Source organism: Mucilaginibacter sp. NFX135, assembly GCF_048565145.1.
In the GTDB taxonomy this organism is placed as follows: Bacteria; Bacteroidota; Bacteroidia; order Sphingobacteriales; family Sphingobacteriaceae; genus Mucilaginibacter.
This window is the reverse complement of record NZ_CP183412.1, coordinates 2,658,788-2,675,406: the sequence shown is the minus strand read 5'-3', so window position 1 is coordinate 2,675,406 and position 16,619 is coordinate 2,658,788. Positions and strand designations below refer to the sequence as shown.

11 protein-coding genes are annotated in these 16,619 nt (G+C 41.4%); 6 read left to right on the top strand and 5 right to left on the bottom strand.

The annotated features are described in order from the left end of the window. Positions 1 to 21: 21 nt before the first annotated feature. Positions 22 to 879 carry an aldo/keto reductase gene (locus ACNURT_RS11505; protein ID WP_419701865.1) on the top strand — a complete coding sequence of 286 codons (858 nt, stop codon included), beginning with the start codon at positions 22 to 24 and terminating at the stop codon, positions 877 to 879. A gap of 77 nt (positions 880 to 956) precedes the next feature. Continuing rightward, positions 957 to 1,370 carry a hypothetical protein gene (locus ACNURT_RS11500; protein WP_419701864.1) on the top strand — a complete coding sequence of 138 codons (414 nt, stop codon included), beginning with the start codon at positions 957 to 959 and terminating at the stop codon, positions 1,368 to 1,370. Positions 1,371 to 1,405: 35 nt separating this feature from the next. Here the strand turns inward: ACNURT_RS11500 and ACNURT_RS11495 are convergent, their stop codons facing one another. Next, on the bottom strand, positions 1,406 to 1,696 hold the full coding sequence (locus ACNURT_RS11495; protein ID WP_370994275.1) for a YciI family protein: 291 nt from the start codon (positions 1,694 to 1,696) through the stop codon (positions 1,406 to 1,408). 246 nt (positions 1,697 to 1,942) lie between these two features. Between ACNURT_RS11495 and ACNURT_RS11490 the strand changes: the two genes are divergently transcribed. The 3 genes from ACNURT_RS11490 to ACNURT_RS11480 all read left to right on the top strand — a co-directional run bounded on the left by ACNURT_RS11490 (position 1,943) and on the right by ACNURT_RS11480 (position 4,584). Further along, positions 1,943 to 3,109, top strand: coding sequence for a galactokinase (locus ACNURT_RS11490; protein ID WP_419701863.1), 1,167 nt, complete (start codon positions 1,943 to 1,945; stop codon positions 3,107 to 3,109). A gap of 169 nt (positions 3,110 to 3,278) precedes the next feature. After that, positions 3,279 to 3,809 (top strand): RNA methyltransferase, encoded by a 531-nt coding sequence (locus ACNURT_RS11485; protein ID WP_419701862.1) that lies wholly within the window; start codon positions 3,279 to 3,281, stop codon positions 3,807 to 3,809. A gap of 115 nt (positions 3,810 to 3,924) precedes the next feature. Further along, complete coding sequence (locus ACNURT_RS11480; RefSeq protein ID WP_419701861.1) at positions 3,925 to 4,584, top strand: YdeI/OmpD-associated family protein; 660 nt, start codon at positions 3,925 to 3,927, stop codon at positions 4,582 to 4,584. 283 nt (positions 4,585 to 4,867) lie between these two features. Here the strand turns inward: ACNURT_RS11480 and ACNURT_RS11475 are convergent, their stop codons facing one another. Further along, positions 4,868 to 7,441: a phosphoenolpyruvate carboxylase gene (locus ACNURT_RS11475; RefSeq protein ID WP_419701860.1), complete on the bottom strand. Its 2,574-nt coding sequence runs from the start codon at positions 7,439 to 7,441 to the stop codon at positions 4,868 to 4,870. 293 nt (positions 7,442 to 7,734) lie between these two features. On the opposite strand from ACNURT_RS11475, the gene ACNURT_RS11470 reads away from it, so the two are divergent. Then, positions 7,735 to 9,882 (top strand): FUSC family membrane protein, encoded by a 2,148-nt coding sequence (locus ACNURT_RS11470; RefSeq protein WP_419701859.1) that lies wholly within the window; start codon positions 7,735 to 7,737, stop codon positions 9,880 to 9,882. Positions 9,883 to 10,536: 654 nt separating this feature from the next. Here ACNURT_RS11470 and ACNURT_RS11465 read toward each other — a convergent pair. From ACNURT_RS11465 to ACNURT_RS11455, 3 genes are all read right to left on the bottom strand, one after another. After that, positions 10,537 to 11,994 (bottom strand): SusD/RagB family nutrient-binding outer membrane lipoprotein, encoded by a 1,458-nt coding sequence (locus tag ACNURT_RS11465; RefSeq protein WP_419701858.1) that lies wholly within the window; start codon positions 11,992 to 11,994, stop codon positions 10,537 to 10,539. 18 nt (positions 11,995 to 12,012) lie between these two features. Continuing rightward, the gene (locus ACNURT_RS11460) at positions 12,013 to 15,135 is read right to left on the bottom strand and encodes a SusC/RagA family TonB-linked outer membrane protein (RefSeq protein ID WP_419701857.1); all 3,123 of its coding nucleotides are present in this window, start codon (positions 15,133 to 15,135) and stop codon (positions 12,013 to 12,015) included. Positions 15,136 to 15,748: 613 nt separating this feature from the next. Further along, on the bottom strand, positions 15,749 to 16,618 hold the full coding sequence (locus tag ACNURT_RS11455) for a helix-turn-helix domain-containing protein (RefSeq protein WP_419701856.1): 870 nt from the start codon (positions 16,616 to 16,618) through the stop codon (positions 15,749 to 15,751). Position 16,619: the final 1 nt, after the last annotated feature.

The window sequence follows — 16,619 nt, the reverse complement described above, 5'->3', positions numbered from 1 at the left end:
TTTAATAACAACAAATATACTATGGCAAACACATTTGAAAAAACGTTCACATTAGGTGGCGACTATACCATAAACCGCCTGGGCTACGGTGCCATGCGCATTACCGGCCAGGGCATTTGGGGGCCACCAAAAGATAAGGATGAATGCATCCGTGTACTTAAACGGGCTGTAGAACTGGGCGTAAACTTTATTGATACCGCCGACAGTTATGGTCCTAATATTTCAGAAGAACTGATAGCCGAAGCGCTTGCACCTTACCCTGCGGGGCTCATCATTGGCACCAAGGGCGGCTTCCTGCGTACAGGCCCTAACCAGTGGAATATCGACTCATCCCCCGCTCACTTGCAGGAAGCCCTGGAAGGCAGCTTAAAACGCCTGAAACAGGAACGTATCGACCTGTATCAACTGCACCGCATAGACCAAAACGTGCCGGCCGAAAAAACCTTTGAGTTTTTACAAAAGGCTCAGCAGCAGGGCAAGATCAAACACATTGGCCTGTCGGAAGTTAGCGTAGATGAGATCAAACACGCGCAGCAGTTTTTTGAGGTAGTATCGGTACAAAACATGTACAGTGTAGATAACCGCAAATGGGAAGCCGAACTGCAATACACCCGTGAGCAAAACATCGCCTTTATACCCTGGTACCCACTGGGCGGCGGCAATGTAAAAGGCGAGCAAATATTACAGGGGGTGGCCGATAAATATGGTGTTACCATACACCAGGTAGCCTTAAGCTGGTTACTGCACCACTCGCCAAATATCCTGCTTATTCCGGGTACATCAAGCGTAGAGCACCTGGAAGAGAACATGAAAGCAGCCGATATCAAACTGGATGATGCTGATATACTGATCCTGGAAGGGTTAAAAAACGCAAAATAAACCATCCGCAAACGGGATAAATTAAAGGGATGCTATCAAATACAGGCATCCTTTTAATTTGTATCACCATTAATTATATGAAGAGTAAAGAAGAGATCCTAAACAGTTTTAATACCACCGGCAACGATGGCCTCCCTGAGATATCAGCACCCGACCTATTGAAAGCCATGGAAGCCTATAAAGAACAATACGCCGAAGCCGCTTTTAATGCTGCCAGGCAAATAAAAGGTGATGTAAACGAATTTACCACCTATGGTGATTATGCTGTGCACTTGCAACAGGAGACTCAGCAACAGCAGCAAAATCGCGATGAATTTACCGAAGCCATTATCCTGGCCGCCAACAGCGTACTACCGCATTTTATACCGCACGATCGCTCGGCTCAGGAATTCTCATTCAACCTTACCATGCAGGGAAAGTCTTACATTGCCTTTTATAAGAAGGATGCCGATGGTTACTGGCAATTGGATACCTGGGCTGCCGCCGTTTAATATCCAGACAGACCAAACGGTAGCTGAGTCGACTATCAAACAACCGCTACCTTAAACGGCTTCACATCAACCGATTCCCATACTTTTTGAGTAATGTAGGGCTCGTTCTGTTTCCAGGCTTCCAAAGCTTCGTCGGTTTCAAATTGCATGATCATTACGGAGCCTATCATATTACCTTCATCATTCAGTATAGCTCCTCCTTCTATGTAGTTACCGTTTGCTTTCAGCACTCTGGCACCATCTAAATGATGAGGCCGCACATCCATCCTGCGTTGCAATGCGCCGTCATCTGTATAATCATATCCCGTAACCAGGTATTGCTTCATAATTAGTGAATTATTGAGTTGGTGAATTAGTGATTTTTTTATTTGCACACGTTTCTGCTATAATTATTCAACAGGGAACCATCCGTTCTGTTTGCCCAAGAATACAGCAAACCTATACATTTAAAGTTCCCGTCTGATCAGATTTTCGTCCCGAAAAAATTAAAATTTGTATTTTAAATTTATTTTATAAATGTATATTTGACAATTTTTACAATATTTGTTATTCCAAATAACTAACCTGAAATAATGAAGAATACTTTGCAGCAGGAATTTGCTAAAATTTATAATAAAGAGGCCGACGCCACCTATTTTTCTCCCGGTCGCGTAAATCTTATAGGCGAACATATTGACTACAACGGCGGCCTGGTGATGCCATGCACCATTACTTTTGGCACTTACCTGTTAATATCGCCCAATGAAGATGGCGTTTTTCGTTTCAGGAGTTTAAACTTTACCGATCAGGATGACATCCCCGTTCAGCAACGCTATGAAAAAACGAGCGACGAATGGTACTACTTCCCTATTGGTGTTATAGATCATTTCGGTAAGGATGGCCATCAGCTAAAAGGCCTGGATATGCTTTTTTATGGCGATATCCCTATCGGTTCGGGTTTGTCGTCATCTGCCTCCATCGAAGTGGTTACGGCCTATGCCTTGAATGATCTGTTTAACTGTGGTTACAGCAAGCTCGATCTGGTGAAACTGTCGAAATCTGTAGAGAATAATTTTATCGGCGTAAACAGCGGCATTATGGATCAGTTTGCCGTTGCCTTTGGCGAAAAGAACAAGGCCCTGATGCTGAACTGCGACACCCTGGATTATCAGGCGGTTGACAGTAACCTCGGTGATCATGTGCTGGCCATCATCAATACCAACAAACCCCGCAAACTGGCCGAATCAAAATATAACGAACGTGTACAGGAATGCCAGGAAGCGTTGAAAGCACTGCAACAGGAACTGGATATCAATTACCTGTGCGATATTGATGCTGAAACATTCCAAAAATACCGGCACCTGATCACTAACCCGGTAGTGTTGAACCGCGCCAAACACGTGATTGAAGAGAATGACCGTGTTAAACTGGCCGCAGCTGCCCTGGCCGCTAATAATTTACAGGAATTTGGCCGGTTAATGTATGCTTCGCACGATTCACTGCGCGATTTATACGAAGTAAGCGGCGCCGAACTAGATGCTGTGGCCGAATACAGCAAAACCAACCCCAACGTGGCAGGCGCCCGCATGACCGGCGCGGGTTTTGGCGGCTGCGCCATAGCGTTGGTTAAAGCCGATGCTTTTGATAACTACAGTGCCGAAATAACCGAATACTACACCAAAAAAATTGGCTATGCCCCATCCGTTTACAGCTCGCTGATCGGTAATGGCGTAGGATTGCTGAATCTGTTGGTTCAATAGTTCACTGGTTCAGTAGTTCATTGGTACTTATCAAATGGCATTTACACTGAGTATTATTCTTATTTTTGTCGATTAACGGGATTTGCCCTCTTATTGGTACTTATTCGAATGCTTATCAGGATATTGATAAACTAATGAACTACTGAACCAATGAACCAATGAACTTACTATGCGCAAACTAAAATTAGATGAGCTGAACCGGGCTTCGGTTGATGAATTTAAGGCACAGGATAAACTACCTGTAGCCGTTGTACTGGATAATGTGCGCAGCATGCACAACATTGGCTCTATTTTTCGTACTTCGGATGGCTTCGCGGTGGAGCAGATCTGTCTTTGCGGAATTACCGCCCAGCCCCCACATCGCGAAATTGAAAAGACCGCTCTTGGCGCTACACAATCCGTTAACTGGACCTATTACGAAACCCCGCTGCAGGCTGTAGAGCAGTTACGCAGGGATGGTTACCGCATTATAGCTGTAGAACAGGCCGAAAACAGCACCATGCTTAACGAGTTTACCCCGCTCGATAATGAAAAATACGCCCTCATCTTCGGTAACGAAGTAAATGGCGTAAGTGATGAGGTAATGCAAAACATCGATGCCTGCATCGAAATACCCCAATTCGGAACCAAGCATTCTTTTAATATCGTGGTATCTGCAGGCATAGTACTCTGGGATTTTTTTGCTAAAATGGCAATGTAAATTTCTCCACCCATTTTAGCCAAAATTTGTTATTAAATTAGTTATTGGTATTGTATAATTCATAGTAAGTAACTATGAACCATGCTCTATGAACCATCAACTATAAACCAAACCCATGAACGTCCTTGCCAAAAAACTACAGATGAAACCCAATACCTGTTGGTTGCTACATAATGCACCGGCCAATTATCTGGAAAGCCTGGAACCCCTGCCCGACGATGTAGAAATAGTACATAATACCACGGGGAGCTTTAACGGTATACAACTGTTTGTAACCAACAGTACAGAACTGGCAGATGAACTAAAAGTGATCGTTCCATTACTGAAAGATGATACCATATTCTGGATCATCTATCCAAAAAAGAACTCGGGCATAACAACCGACCTCGAGATGATGAGCAGCTGGGATGCTCCGGCCCAATATGGCATCCGTCCGGTGGCTTCGGCAGCGGTTAACGAGGTATGGACAGCCCTGCGTTTTCGTCCGGTTGACAAAGTAAAAGTTTCGGCGGGCCGAAATGATGCAGTGCGGAATAACGAATACAGCGCTTATATTGATGTGGACAATAAAACCGTAACCCTGCCCGATGATATCAAGGCATCGCTGGAGCAACATCCGGATATACTAAACTGGTTTCAGCAGCTGGCCTATAGCCATAAAAAGGAATACGTATTGTGGATCCTCACCGCCAAACAGGAAAAAACCCGTCAGGACCGCATGGCCAAAATGATAGAGATGTTGATCAATAAAAAGAAGAACCCTTCGGATAAGTAACTGGAGCGATGCAATCGCCAAAACCATTTAAGCACTCGTTATAAACGAGCGCAAATAAAGATTCAAAATACAAATTCAAAAAAATACTGTCATAGTGAACGGAGTAAAGCATCTTCTTCGACAGGAACGCGGATAGATCCTTTGCTCCGTTCAGGATGACAAGTAATAAACAAATGTCATCTCGAACGAGGTACGAGGAGAGATCTTTTGCATCGGATTTATCGCACGTAAAAGATCTCTCACTATCGTTCGAGATGACAAACTGAGATAAGCCGGAGACCGCTTACGCCAAATTCCTACCGGCGTTCACAATGCCGTAAACGGTACGGATCACGAGCTTATCATATATATCGATCAGTTCACTGTCGTCGCTGCTATTGAGCTTTTGTAAGGCATAATGTTGGATGATCACGAGCGGCAACACGATCTTCTCGCGGATAGCGATAGAGCGGCGCTCCACCGGGTATTCTTCCATCAGCACGGTGCTGCCGGTTAAATCCAGCAACATTTCGCGGGTCAGTTCAAACTCGTTCTTCAGCATCTTCCAGAAAGCGCCGAATTTTTTGTCTTTTTCCAGATAAGCGGTCACCCTGAAATCAGATTTAGACATGGACATGGCACAGTTATCCAGCATGGTTTTAAAGAAACCCGAGGTCCGGTACAGTTCTTTTATTTCGAGCCAGTTACCATCGTCTTTCATTTTTTTCAGCGCGGTACCAACACCGTAAAAACCAGGAATACTTTGCTTTAGCTGGCTCCAGGAAGTTACAAAGCTGATGGCGCGCAGATCTTCCAGTTTTAATGGCGCCCCGGCATTACGTTTGGTTGGACGGCTGCTGATATTAATGCGCGACAATAATTTAAGCGGACTAAATTTCTCCAGGTACTCCACAAATAAAGGATGCGCGCGCAGGGCCATGAACAACTCATAGCTTTCGCCGGCCATATCCGATATCAGGGCTTTGTGTCTTTCATCCAGCAGATCATTATGGTTAGGATGCAGCGCCGATATGATGCCCGCGTTGATCAACTGCTCCATATTGAAACGGGCAGTCTCTACCGAACCGTATTGCGAGCTCACGGTTTGTCCCTGAATGGTCAGTTGGATATGATCGTTAGCGATCTCGTTACCCATAGATGCGTAAAAACGATGCGTTTTACCGCCGCCACGAGCCGGTGGGCCTCCCCTGCCATCAAAAAATGCCAGGCTGATATCATATTTGCGGGCCATAGCGGTCAGTTCCACCTTAGCCTTATATATGGACCAGTTAGCCATCAGGTAGCCGCCATCCTTCGTACTGTCAGAAAAACCAAGCATAATGGTTTGCCTGTTACCGCGCTTTTTCAGATGCTCGGCATAATACGGATGCGTATATAATTGCTCCATGATCTCGGCCGCACGCGACAAGTCGTTTACGGTCTCGAACAATGGCATAAAGTCCACGCTCAGGCGGTCTTTCTCCCAACCGCTCCATAAAAATAGGTCGATAAGCTGTAAAATATCAGATGCCCGCTGGCAGTTGCTGATAATAAAACGCTGACAGGCTTTTTCGCCGTTGGTTTGCTGGATTTCCTGCATCAGGCGAATAGTGTTCAGCGTATCCTGCGTCATGGCATCAGCATCAGAAGGGCAATGAAAATCGGCCTCGTTAAAGCTGATCTGTTTTAGTTTTTCTTCCTCATCCAGGTCAGCGTAGCCTTTAACAATACCTGTTTTGATATTTTTTACGCCATAATCAAACACGCTGCGTAAAACGCGGCTATCCTGGCGGATATCCAGTGTGGCAAAGTAGCAGCCAAACAGACGTACCTTCTGGATCATGTTCTCTACAATATCCACAAACAAACTGTCGTGATCGGTAATAATAGTTTGTTTGATAGATTGCAGCAGGCTCAGCAATTCGCCCTGCAGATTTTTGGAATCGGGGTGTTCATTGGCGTTTTTATACAGCAGTTTTTCCAACTTGGCCATAGCCTTTTCAACCCCGCGGAAAGTAATGCGGCGTTTAAGTACCCTAAAATCGCGGTAGTAACAACGGAACAGGCGCTGCCTTAAAAAGCTGGCCACCTCCTTGGTAGTTTGTGTGGTTACGTTGGGATTGCCATCCCTGTCGCCGCCAGGCCAAAAGCCCAGTTCCAGTACACGGCTGCTGGCTGCGTCAATATCAAACTCCTCTTCGAGTTTGGATTGTATGCCCGATACGGCATGATAAAATATATTCTCCAAAAACCATGACAGGCTGATGGCCTCGTCAACCGGGGTTGGTGATGTTTTATTAAAGAAAGGCGTTTTGCCCAATTGCTGCAGCAGCACATCGATATTATTGATATCGTTGTTTTTTACGGCCTCGATCAGGTCGGTCATGATACCCAGTACCGTACCCGGGTAAAATTGGGTCGGATGCGCGGTTAATACCAGGCGTAATGAAAAATCTTTTAGTTTCTCGCTAATCTTAGCGCGTGTTTCCTCGCTGTTGGTGGCTTGTGCCAGCAAGCTTTGCAGGTTACCCGAATCATCAAACTTACCCAGCTTATTAAAGGACGAATCTTCAATGGCATCAAACAAAACCACCTGGCGCTCAATGTACTGAATAAAGCGAAACATGCGATTGATCTGCTCGCGATGATCGATATCCGGCACATATTTTTTAAAGAACGACTCAATAATATCTGTTGGTGACGCTTGCTTACCGGCGCCTTTTTCGCAATGTGAACTAAAAAACGGCAGTAAAATACCGGTATCCTTTACCTGATAAAACGGTAATGTTTGAAATAAGCTGTTATACAACTCAAACCTGGTAACCACCTCGTTGTTAAAAGCTGCTTCCCGTTGACTGAGTTTTAAAGTTAATGACATAGCTCAAAATATAATTGGTAAAAATTGATTGGTACAGGCTATAGCGCAAAACCGGGGGTGAATTTAATTATCTAAAATTAAATTTCAGCTAAAAGTAATAAATTTAATAATATTATTATGAATTTGATATCAAATTTACTAAAACAAGGTAAAAAAATTTAATTATTGTAAATTTACAACCAGATTTTAAATTAAAATGATATTAAAGAAATTATGCCGTTTAGCTGTAAACAAAGATTTTTATAACTTGCCTGTGTATAGCCCGGCCACCGCCAAAAATAAACACTACTTTGATGAATATTAATACCAGGGAAATAAAAAGCTTTTTTTACAGCCAGTATTTTTCTGATGGTTTACGTATAACAGCAGGCATACTGCTGCCCTCACTGGTATTGCTGGAGTTTAACCAGTTTGATTTGGGACTCACCCTTAGTCTGGGCGCTCTTTGTATTTGTGTTATTGATAATCCAGGCCCGGTAACGCACAAACGCAACTCCATGGCTATTGGCAATTTATGTCTTTTTCTGGTAGCAGCCATTACTGGTTTTGCCCGGTTGAATTTATATACGCTGGGGTTGGAGATCACTTTATTCTCGTTCCTGTTTTCTATGTTTACGGTTTACGGTAACCGGGCAGCATCCGTGGGCACTTGTTCGCTGCTCATCATGATATTTATGATGGATAAGGCACAACCGCCAGGCAATGTATTGTGGTACAGCGCCACTATCCTGGTGGGTGGTTTATGGTATATGGCTTTCAGTTTGATATTCTTTGGCATCAGGCCCTACCGTGCGGCACAGCAGGCTTTGGGCGAAAATGTAGCCGATATCGCTAAATTTTTAAGGATCAAAGCCGACTTCTACTTACCTGAAAAAGATATTGACGATAATTACCGCAAACTGGTATCGCAGCAGATACAGGTTAGCCAACACCAGGACGCCGTGCGCGAATTGCTGTTTAAAAGCAGAGTATTGGTTAAGGAATCAACCGGGGCCAGCAGAGTATTGGTACTGACCTTTGTTGATCTGGTGGATATGTTTGAGCAGATCATGGCTACCCATTATGATTACAACGAGATACGCGAACGCTTTAAAGATACCGGTATCCTGAATGAAATTTCCCGTATACTGCAGCACATGGCCGATGAATTGGATGAAATAGCCTATATGGTGCTATCCAACGCCAGGAACCGTCATATTACTGATTTTAACATCGAGCTGGAAAAACTAAAATTAAAGATAGACAACATCGGTAAAAACAACCAGGAAACCAGTAACCTGGTGCTTAAAAAGATCCTCATCAACCTGCGCGATCTGAGCGAAAGCATTAATAATGTATATAATTATTACAATTCTAAAGTCGCACCCAAATCAACCGAGGTACGCGGCGATGTGGAGTACTCCCAGTTTGTTACTCACCAGGACTATGCCCCGCATATTTTCTTTGACAACTTCACGCTTGATTCGGGTGCTTTTAAACATGCGCTGCGGGTGTCGCTGGTTTGCCTGGCAGGCTTTATTACGGCCAAAACAGTGGCCCAGGGGCATCATAGCTATTGGGTACTGCTCACTATCATCGTGATCCTGAAACCAGGTTTTAGCCTATCCAAACAGCGTAATTATCAGCGGCTCATCGGTACTATCTGCGGTGGAGCTATCGGCATACTCATATTAAGCTTTATACCTGATAACACTGTACAATTTATTTTTTTAATAGTGTTTATGATCGGCACCTATAGTTTTTCAAGATTAAACTATGTAGTATCAGTAATTTTTATGACGCCCTTTGTACTTATCCTGTTCAAGTTTTTGGGCGTAGGCTTATTGAACGTGGCTCAGGAACGGATATTAGATACCTTCATCGGTTCGTCTATAGCATTTATAGCCAGTTACCTGATATTCCCCACCTGGGAGTTTGACCAGATACAGGAAACCCTGCGCGATGTAGTGGTAGCTAATATTAACTATCTGATAACCATTGCCGAAAGTTTATCGGGTAAAATAACCGGCACCACCATGTACAAACTGGCCCGTAAGGATGTGTACGTAAAATCGGCCAACTTATCGGCAGCCTTTGAGCGCATGACGTCGGAACCCAAAAGCAAACAACGTAAAGTAAAAGATGTGCATAAATTTGTGGTTTTAAACCACATCCTGTCATCGTACATCGCCAATATAGCATCTGGGCTGGTAAAAAAGGAATCACAGCTACCACATGCCGAAGCGCTTAAACTGGTTAAGAAAAGTATATCGGTACTAAATGAAAGCAACAAAAAACTTCAGGGGGAGCCTATTGAATTTAACATCGGAAAAACAACAACCGTTAATGAAGCCGAAAAGGCCGAGCTATCGGCAGAAGATACTTTGCTGAAAGAACAGTTAGGTTTTATCAACAAGATCAGCTACGATATTGCCAAAATAACCGACAATATCCTGCAGTAGAATGACGCTAAAGATGCCTCTTAATGATTTGTGTAGTTAACCGGGCTACTTAGCTTTTTTGGTATGATTGCAATTTTTTTTCACACAGTGCTTTACATAGTTTTTTGCGCACGTTTTGTTGCTTTTTGTATGCTTGGAATCTAAACCGGGGGAAGTAAAAAACAAGCCGCCGGTAATTGCTAATAAGATTAAAGTTTTCATGTTTAGGAGTTTGGATGCTTATATGACGAAAGTAAATATCAAAACGTTACAATAAATTTAAAAAAAAGTGATTTTAGCGCACCCATAAACAATTAATATATTATATAATAGTTGTTTACCTCCTGAAAGCTATATACAAAAAAAGTCAGTGACCTCGCGTTACTGACTTTTTTAATTAACTATTAACTGACCAAATATCTTAACGAAAACTACTTGGCTGTTACAAACATAGTACGTAAATCAAAAATAAGATATGTGAAAATCACCCATAATAGGGTATGTGCATAAATTGCAGATTGTTAAAAACTTGATATATCGTTAAAAATGAGCACTCTACAATTTGTTCTATTGTTATACGTATAGATTTAAAAAAAGCTATACCGGTATAAGCATAAAAGAAAAGCGACTATCTTTCAAGGATCGTCGCTTTTCTTTTTATAAATATTTGATCACTTACAAATCAAACCAAACTTTATCGAAATAACGTGGTTGCGGATTTGGAATGTTCGGGTTAGCAGCTGTTTCATCAGGCGATAAAGTATATCGTCTGATCAGCGGGCCAGGAGTAGCATCTTTTGGTAATGTTAATGTTGGAACTTCGCTTCCGTCAGGTCCAGATCTTCTCCATTGAACAAATGCTTCCAATGGCCTGTCCATCAGATCTATCCATTGCTGAAGATGAATTTGCCTTACAGCTTCGGTTGCCGAAATCTTAGTCAAATCAGGCAATTTAGTCGGGTCGCTTACATAAGTTGCAACAGCGGTAGCATCGGCCTGATAAAAAGTCATCGCATCTTTAACACCTTGCTTAAACAGTTCTTCTGCTTTTGCCATGTTTACAGGAACACCTAAGCCTCTGGCATAAGCCTCTGCACGTAACAACTCCAGCTCCTGATATGATATGATAACCGAAGGAGCATCTTTTCTATACAAATAATTACTGATTATAGCGGTTTTCTCATCAGCATCCACGTTGGCAGGAACACCTATATAGGTAGTTTGTCCGTCTGGTAGATCAAAATATTGAGGTAGCCTTGGATCATTTGTCGCATTCATCAGATCAACAGTTACTTTCGCACCATAAGTAAACGGATTCTCACCTAAAAACAACCGGTATTTAGGGTTCTCGTTGTTAGAAGCACCAGAGTATTTGGTTAACCAGGTTTCAGCAGTTGAGGCCAGCATAGTTCCATCGGAGCTTAACAGCGTACCGATAGCCGCAGCTTTGGTAGGATCCTTATCAACCATTACCATTAATATCTTAAATTTGATAGAGTTTGCCAGCCTTTTCCATTTAGCCATATCACCAGCATAGTAAATATCATAATCGGCTATTTTAAGTGCACTGGTTGGGTCTATCTGGGCAATAGCCTCGTCCAGCAATTTCAATAGGCTTTCTAATACATCTTTTTGAGAATCATATTTAGGGTAAGGAAATTTGTCTGGCTGCCAGGCTTGTGAATACGGAACATCTCCGTAAAGCGTGGTTGCTTCATATATTAACTGAGCCAATACAATTTTACATTGGGCAGCAGCATTATTATTAACAGGATTGGAGGCCTGGGCAATAGCTATAGCTTGTTGCAAGTTGTTGCCACCGTTGCTAAAATAGGTTTTCCAGGTATTACCCAAAAAGTTAGGACTCAGGTTATATAAGTTTGATGCCCCCCAATTTTGTGAGAAATCACCACCTGTTGAAAGTGCCTGTGACATAAAACCCACAGCCATATACTCGTCACCACTATTTTTACTCACATCCCAGGCGGTAACTGCATACCCAAAAAGTAATTTAGGGTCAACCTTTGTTGAGGCTAAGGGATTGGTATTGATATCCAGATATTTTTTACATGACACACCTGAAATCGCTACAAGCAGGAATACAGAGGACAGTATTTTGTTTTTAAATTTCATAACAATATTTTTTAGTTTTTACAACGACACACGTAAATTCATACCAAAGGTTCTGGTAGATGGGATGCTGTTAAACTCAACACCCTCACCAATACTGCCAGAACCAAAGAAGTTAAGCTCTGGATCAACATGTGGCACATGACTCTTGATCAGCCACAGGTTCCTACCTTCTACACCTATTTGTATACCTTTTACAAACGAAGACTTAAACAATTTAGATGGAAGTTGGTAAGCAAACTGAACCTCTCTTAATTTAATAAAACCGGCATCAAAAACGTTTCCTTCGGTATTGGTGGTACTTGCTATCCAGCTCCAATAGTTTTGCGCGTTTATAGCTTTGGTATTGGGTACATATGCACCGTTCACCAGGTTAACACCTTTATCAACAATCATTTGAGATCTGTCGCCACCGGTTTCAGCTGCTAAACCTGATGTTCTCAAGTTTGATACTGTTCCTGAGAAAAACACACCACCTTTACGAATATCAATCAATGAGCTCAGGGTAAATCCTTTATACCGGAAAGTGTTATTTAAACCTCCTGTCCAATCGGCATAGATATTTCCCAATCTTTTACCCTGTGTAACTATTCTTAAACCGCTTGTTGGATCTATAATATACTGACCATCAGGAGATTTGGAGAATTGTCCACCATAAAGTCCTAAACTTTGCCCAACAGCAGCCTGTATTTGTAACCCACTGTAGCCACTTGCAACGTTATATAAATTTAAACCTGGCAGCAGTTCTTTTACCTTTTGGCTGTTTTTGGCAAAGTTCACATCAATGTTCCATTCAAAATCTTTATATTTAAGAGGCACTAAATTCAATGTAGCCTCGATACCTGAGTTTTGAATAACACCAGCATTTACCACTTTGGCAAAATAGCCGGTAGATGGGGGCACAGTGATAGATATTAATTGGTTTTTAATATTTGAATGGTAGTAAGTGAAGTCTAACCCGATACGGTTATTCAGGAATTTCAACTCTGCACCAAACTCATATGAGTTTTCTTTTTGCGGTTTCAGGTTGGTGTTTGGCAATGCCCTTGGCGAAGTGAATGCAGTAGCTATTGGTCCGGCAGGGAAAACGATAGCGTTGGCATTTACATATTGCAAGAACACGGTTGAAGTTGGCGTATACTGGTAATCAAGCTGGTAAGGTGCTAAGTCGCTACCTACCGAAGCCCAGCTGGCTCTTAATTTACCAAAAGACAGCCAATCCAATCCTTTATCCTTTAACACTTCAGAAAATACGAATGAACCGCTAACTGACGGGTAGAAATAAGATCTGCTTTCTACCGGCAAAGTTGATGTCCAGTCATTTCTTCCTGTTACATCTAAATAAAGGAAATCTTTGTAGCCGATACTTAGATCACCATATACACCTAGAAGCCTTCTTTTTTGATAACCTAATGTAGCTGTTGTACTTGCAGCATTACTGTATGTGTACAATTGGTCAATAGTTAAATTATTCGCATCAACCTGATTGGTTTGGTTAAAACGCTGGTTGATGTTACCACCTAATACTAATTTAAATTTAAAGTCCTTAACTAAGTTATCCTGGGTAATTGTGGCAATGAAATCATCATTGACCTGTTTGCTCAACAGATCAAACTTGGTAAACTGACCTGGTAAAAATCCGGCTGTTCCTTTTCTTAAGATCAAGGATCTTTTTTCGGTGTAGATATCCGCACCAAATGTATTGCTTAAATTAAGCCAGGTAACTGGTTTATAAGTTAAGTTATAGGTACCTGTAAAACGGTCAACAGTGTTGCTGTTTTTATTGTAATTCATGATCCAGTAAGGGTTATTACCCAAGCGACCTGGCGCTAAAAATTGCTGAGCACCTGTAATCGGATCAACAACATTATTTTTTAACGCGTTGATATCAACTGTTCTTGGCAAGCCATAAATTGAACTTATGATAGCGCTTTGGTTATTGGAACTTTGTGACGGGCGACCATCAGCAGCGATATTGGTATAAGAACCCGAAAATCGTGATGACAATTTATCACTGAAATTGCGACCTGTATTTACCGCTAAGGTATACCTGTCCAAAGATGATTCAGGAATGATACCTTTTTCATTTGCGCTTGAAAAACTCACTCTGTAATCAGATTTATCGTCGCCGCCACCAAATGAAATGTTGTTGATAGCTGAAACGCCTGTCTGAAAGAAATCTTTCACGTTATCTGGATATGCCTTTAAGGCAGATTGAGGTGATCCGGTAGTAAAATTAGGAAACTGATTCACTAATTGCCCTGTTATTTTTGGTCCCCAGCCATTTAACTGCGTATTGGCAAATACCCCTTGGTTACCCTGTGCATAATCATTTTGGAACTTAGGAAGTATAAGCGGGTTATCAAAACGTACCGATGAATTGATATCAACTGAGAAGGTTCCTTTTTTTCCTTTTTTAGTGGTGATAATAACTGCTCCATCAAGGGCACGTGAACCGTATAAAGCGGTTGCAGCAGCTCCTTTTAACACAGTCATTGATTCGATATCGTCAGGACTCAAATCACCAACACGGTTACCAAAGTCAACGTTGTTAGCTATTGTTCCACCAGCCGAAGTGTTATCACTTACAGTTAACCCGTCGATAACAAATAATGGAGAGTTGCCGTTAAATGAATTTACACCGCGTATAACGATCTTTGTTGATCCGCCTAAAGTTCCCGATTGTGCATTGATACGCACACCGGCAATTTTACCGGCCATAGAGTTAAGAACATTCGCATCCCTTGCCTTAGTTAGATCTGCTGATTTAAGGGTAGATGAACTATAACCAATGGTTTTTGCTTCTCTTGAAATGTTTAATGCCGTTACAACCACCTCGGTAAGCTGATTGTTTGCGGGCACCAAAACAACGTTAACTACATCTGCAACAGGCTTTTCGATACTGGTATACCCGATAAAAGAAAAAACAAGTGTTGCGCCAGTTGGTGCGCTCAGGCTGTATTTACCATTTGCGTTGGTTTGGGCACCTGTTGTGGTTCCTTTTATTTTTACTGTTACCCCCGGAATAGGCAGGCCATCATCCTTGGAGGTAACAATACCGGTTACGGTTTTATTTTGTGCAAAGGCCATTGACGCTGTGCAAAAAAAACAAACCATGAAAATTTTAAGTAATTTGTGCTTCATGCTTTTTTTTATTAATTATTAGAATGTACTTTTTTAATTTTTCCACGTTTTAACTTTAATTAAAGTTTAATGACCGAACGGATTACGTATCGGGTTGTACTTGTTTACTTTTTCATACTTATAGATTTGATTACAGGAATTTGAGTAACTTATAATTCTGAATACATAGAAAGTTTAGTATTTCGAAAGAAATACCACTTTGATTATAAAGAACAAAAAGGCAACTTAATTTATCTTACAACGAGTTAATTTGATCAAGCCAAATCAACATAACAAAAACTAAAGAGCCCTTTTACGATTTATGAATGGTACCAGCTGAGACAATCAATTGGAACCTGTGACTGGTTTATGGGGGATTTTGGTGATACCCCTGGTATAACAGTAAATAAAACAGTAATTATTTAAGTAGGTGCTATTATCATAAAGACATGTGTTTAATAGTTAATTATACATAAGCCTATTAAAGCTTATACAGCTAATACAAACACAATAATACTATATGAAAACATTATTGGATGTGCGATAATCACCATTTTGGTCATTCTCGCATATAAGTTTATCATCTAAGCGTAAACTTATTATTATATTATTATTTAATCTAAATGCAAAACTATCAGGCGGTTTGCCTGTATTTTAACGGTGTAATCTTATAATGTGTTTTAAATAACCTGATAAACGAGCTGGGGCATTCAAAGCCAATAAGGTTTACTACCTCGTTGATCGGGTAAGCTGTACTTTTTAACAGCAATTGCGCTCTTTTTAAACGCAGCTGTATTAAAAACTGGTGCGGTGTTAAGTTAAAAGCCTGTTTAAAAGTCCGTAATAAATGATTTACTGAAAGGCATGAATGCTCGGCCAGGTCTTCCAGGCTTATATTCTGGTTATAGTTACTATATAAATATTCTTTAGCGCGGTTAAGCCTGCGTAAGATCTCTATTTTGGTACTCGCGTTTAAAAAGTGAAGTTTATCCGCCTTTTTAAATATCTCCTCATTATAAATGCTGAAATAATTGATAAGACAATGGTGCAGATATTCATTGATCAGCAATTCATCATGCTGGCCATTATCAAGGTATCGTTTAAGATGATATACATTATGCATAATATCTCCTGTAAACGGATAAATGGTTTCATCAAACTCCAGGAATTGTTTTCCTTTATACCCATTTTTTCCTAACAAACGGTTCTCACCCAATACCCAGCATTCTTTAAAATCCTGTAAAAATTGCTGATCAAAGGTTATACTGAAGGATTGTACCGGGATATCCGAATCGGTATCGGTAGAATATTGTGTACCCCTGTTCAATATTAAAAAAGAGTCGGGATAAATGGATAAATGCCGATTACCTATATCATAGCGTTCGTTGCCTGCAAAAACAAACCTCAGGCTAAAATCTGAGCTGTATTGCTGATTTTGCTTCTGACCATTGGTACGGCTATATATTTTATTATTGTTGCGTAAGGTTTTTGAGTAATCCATCATA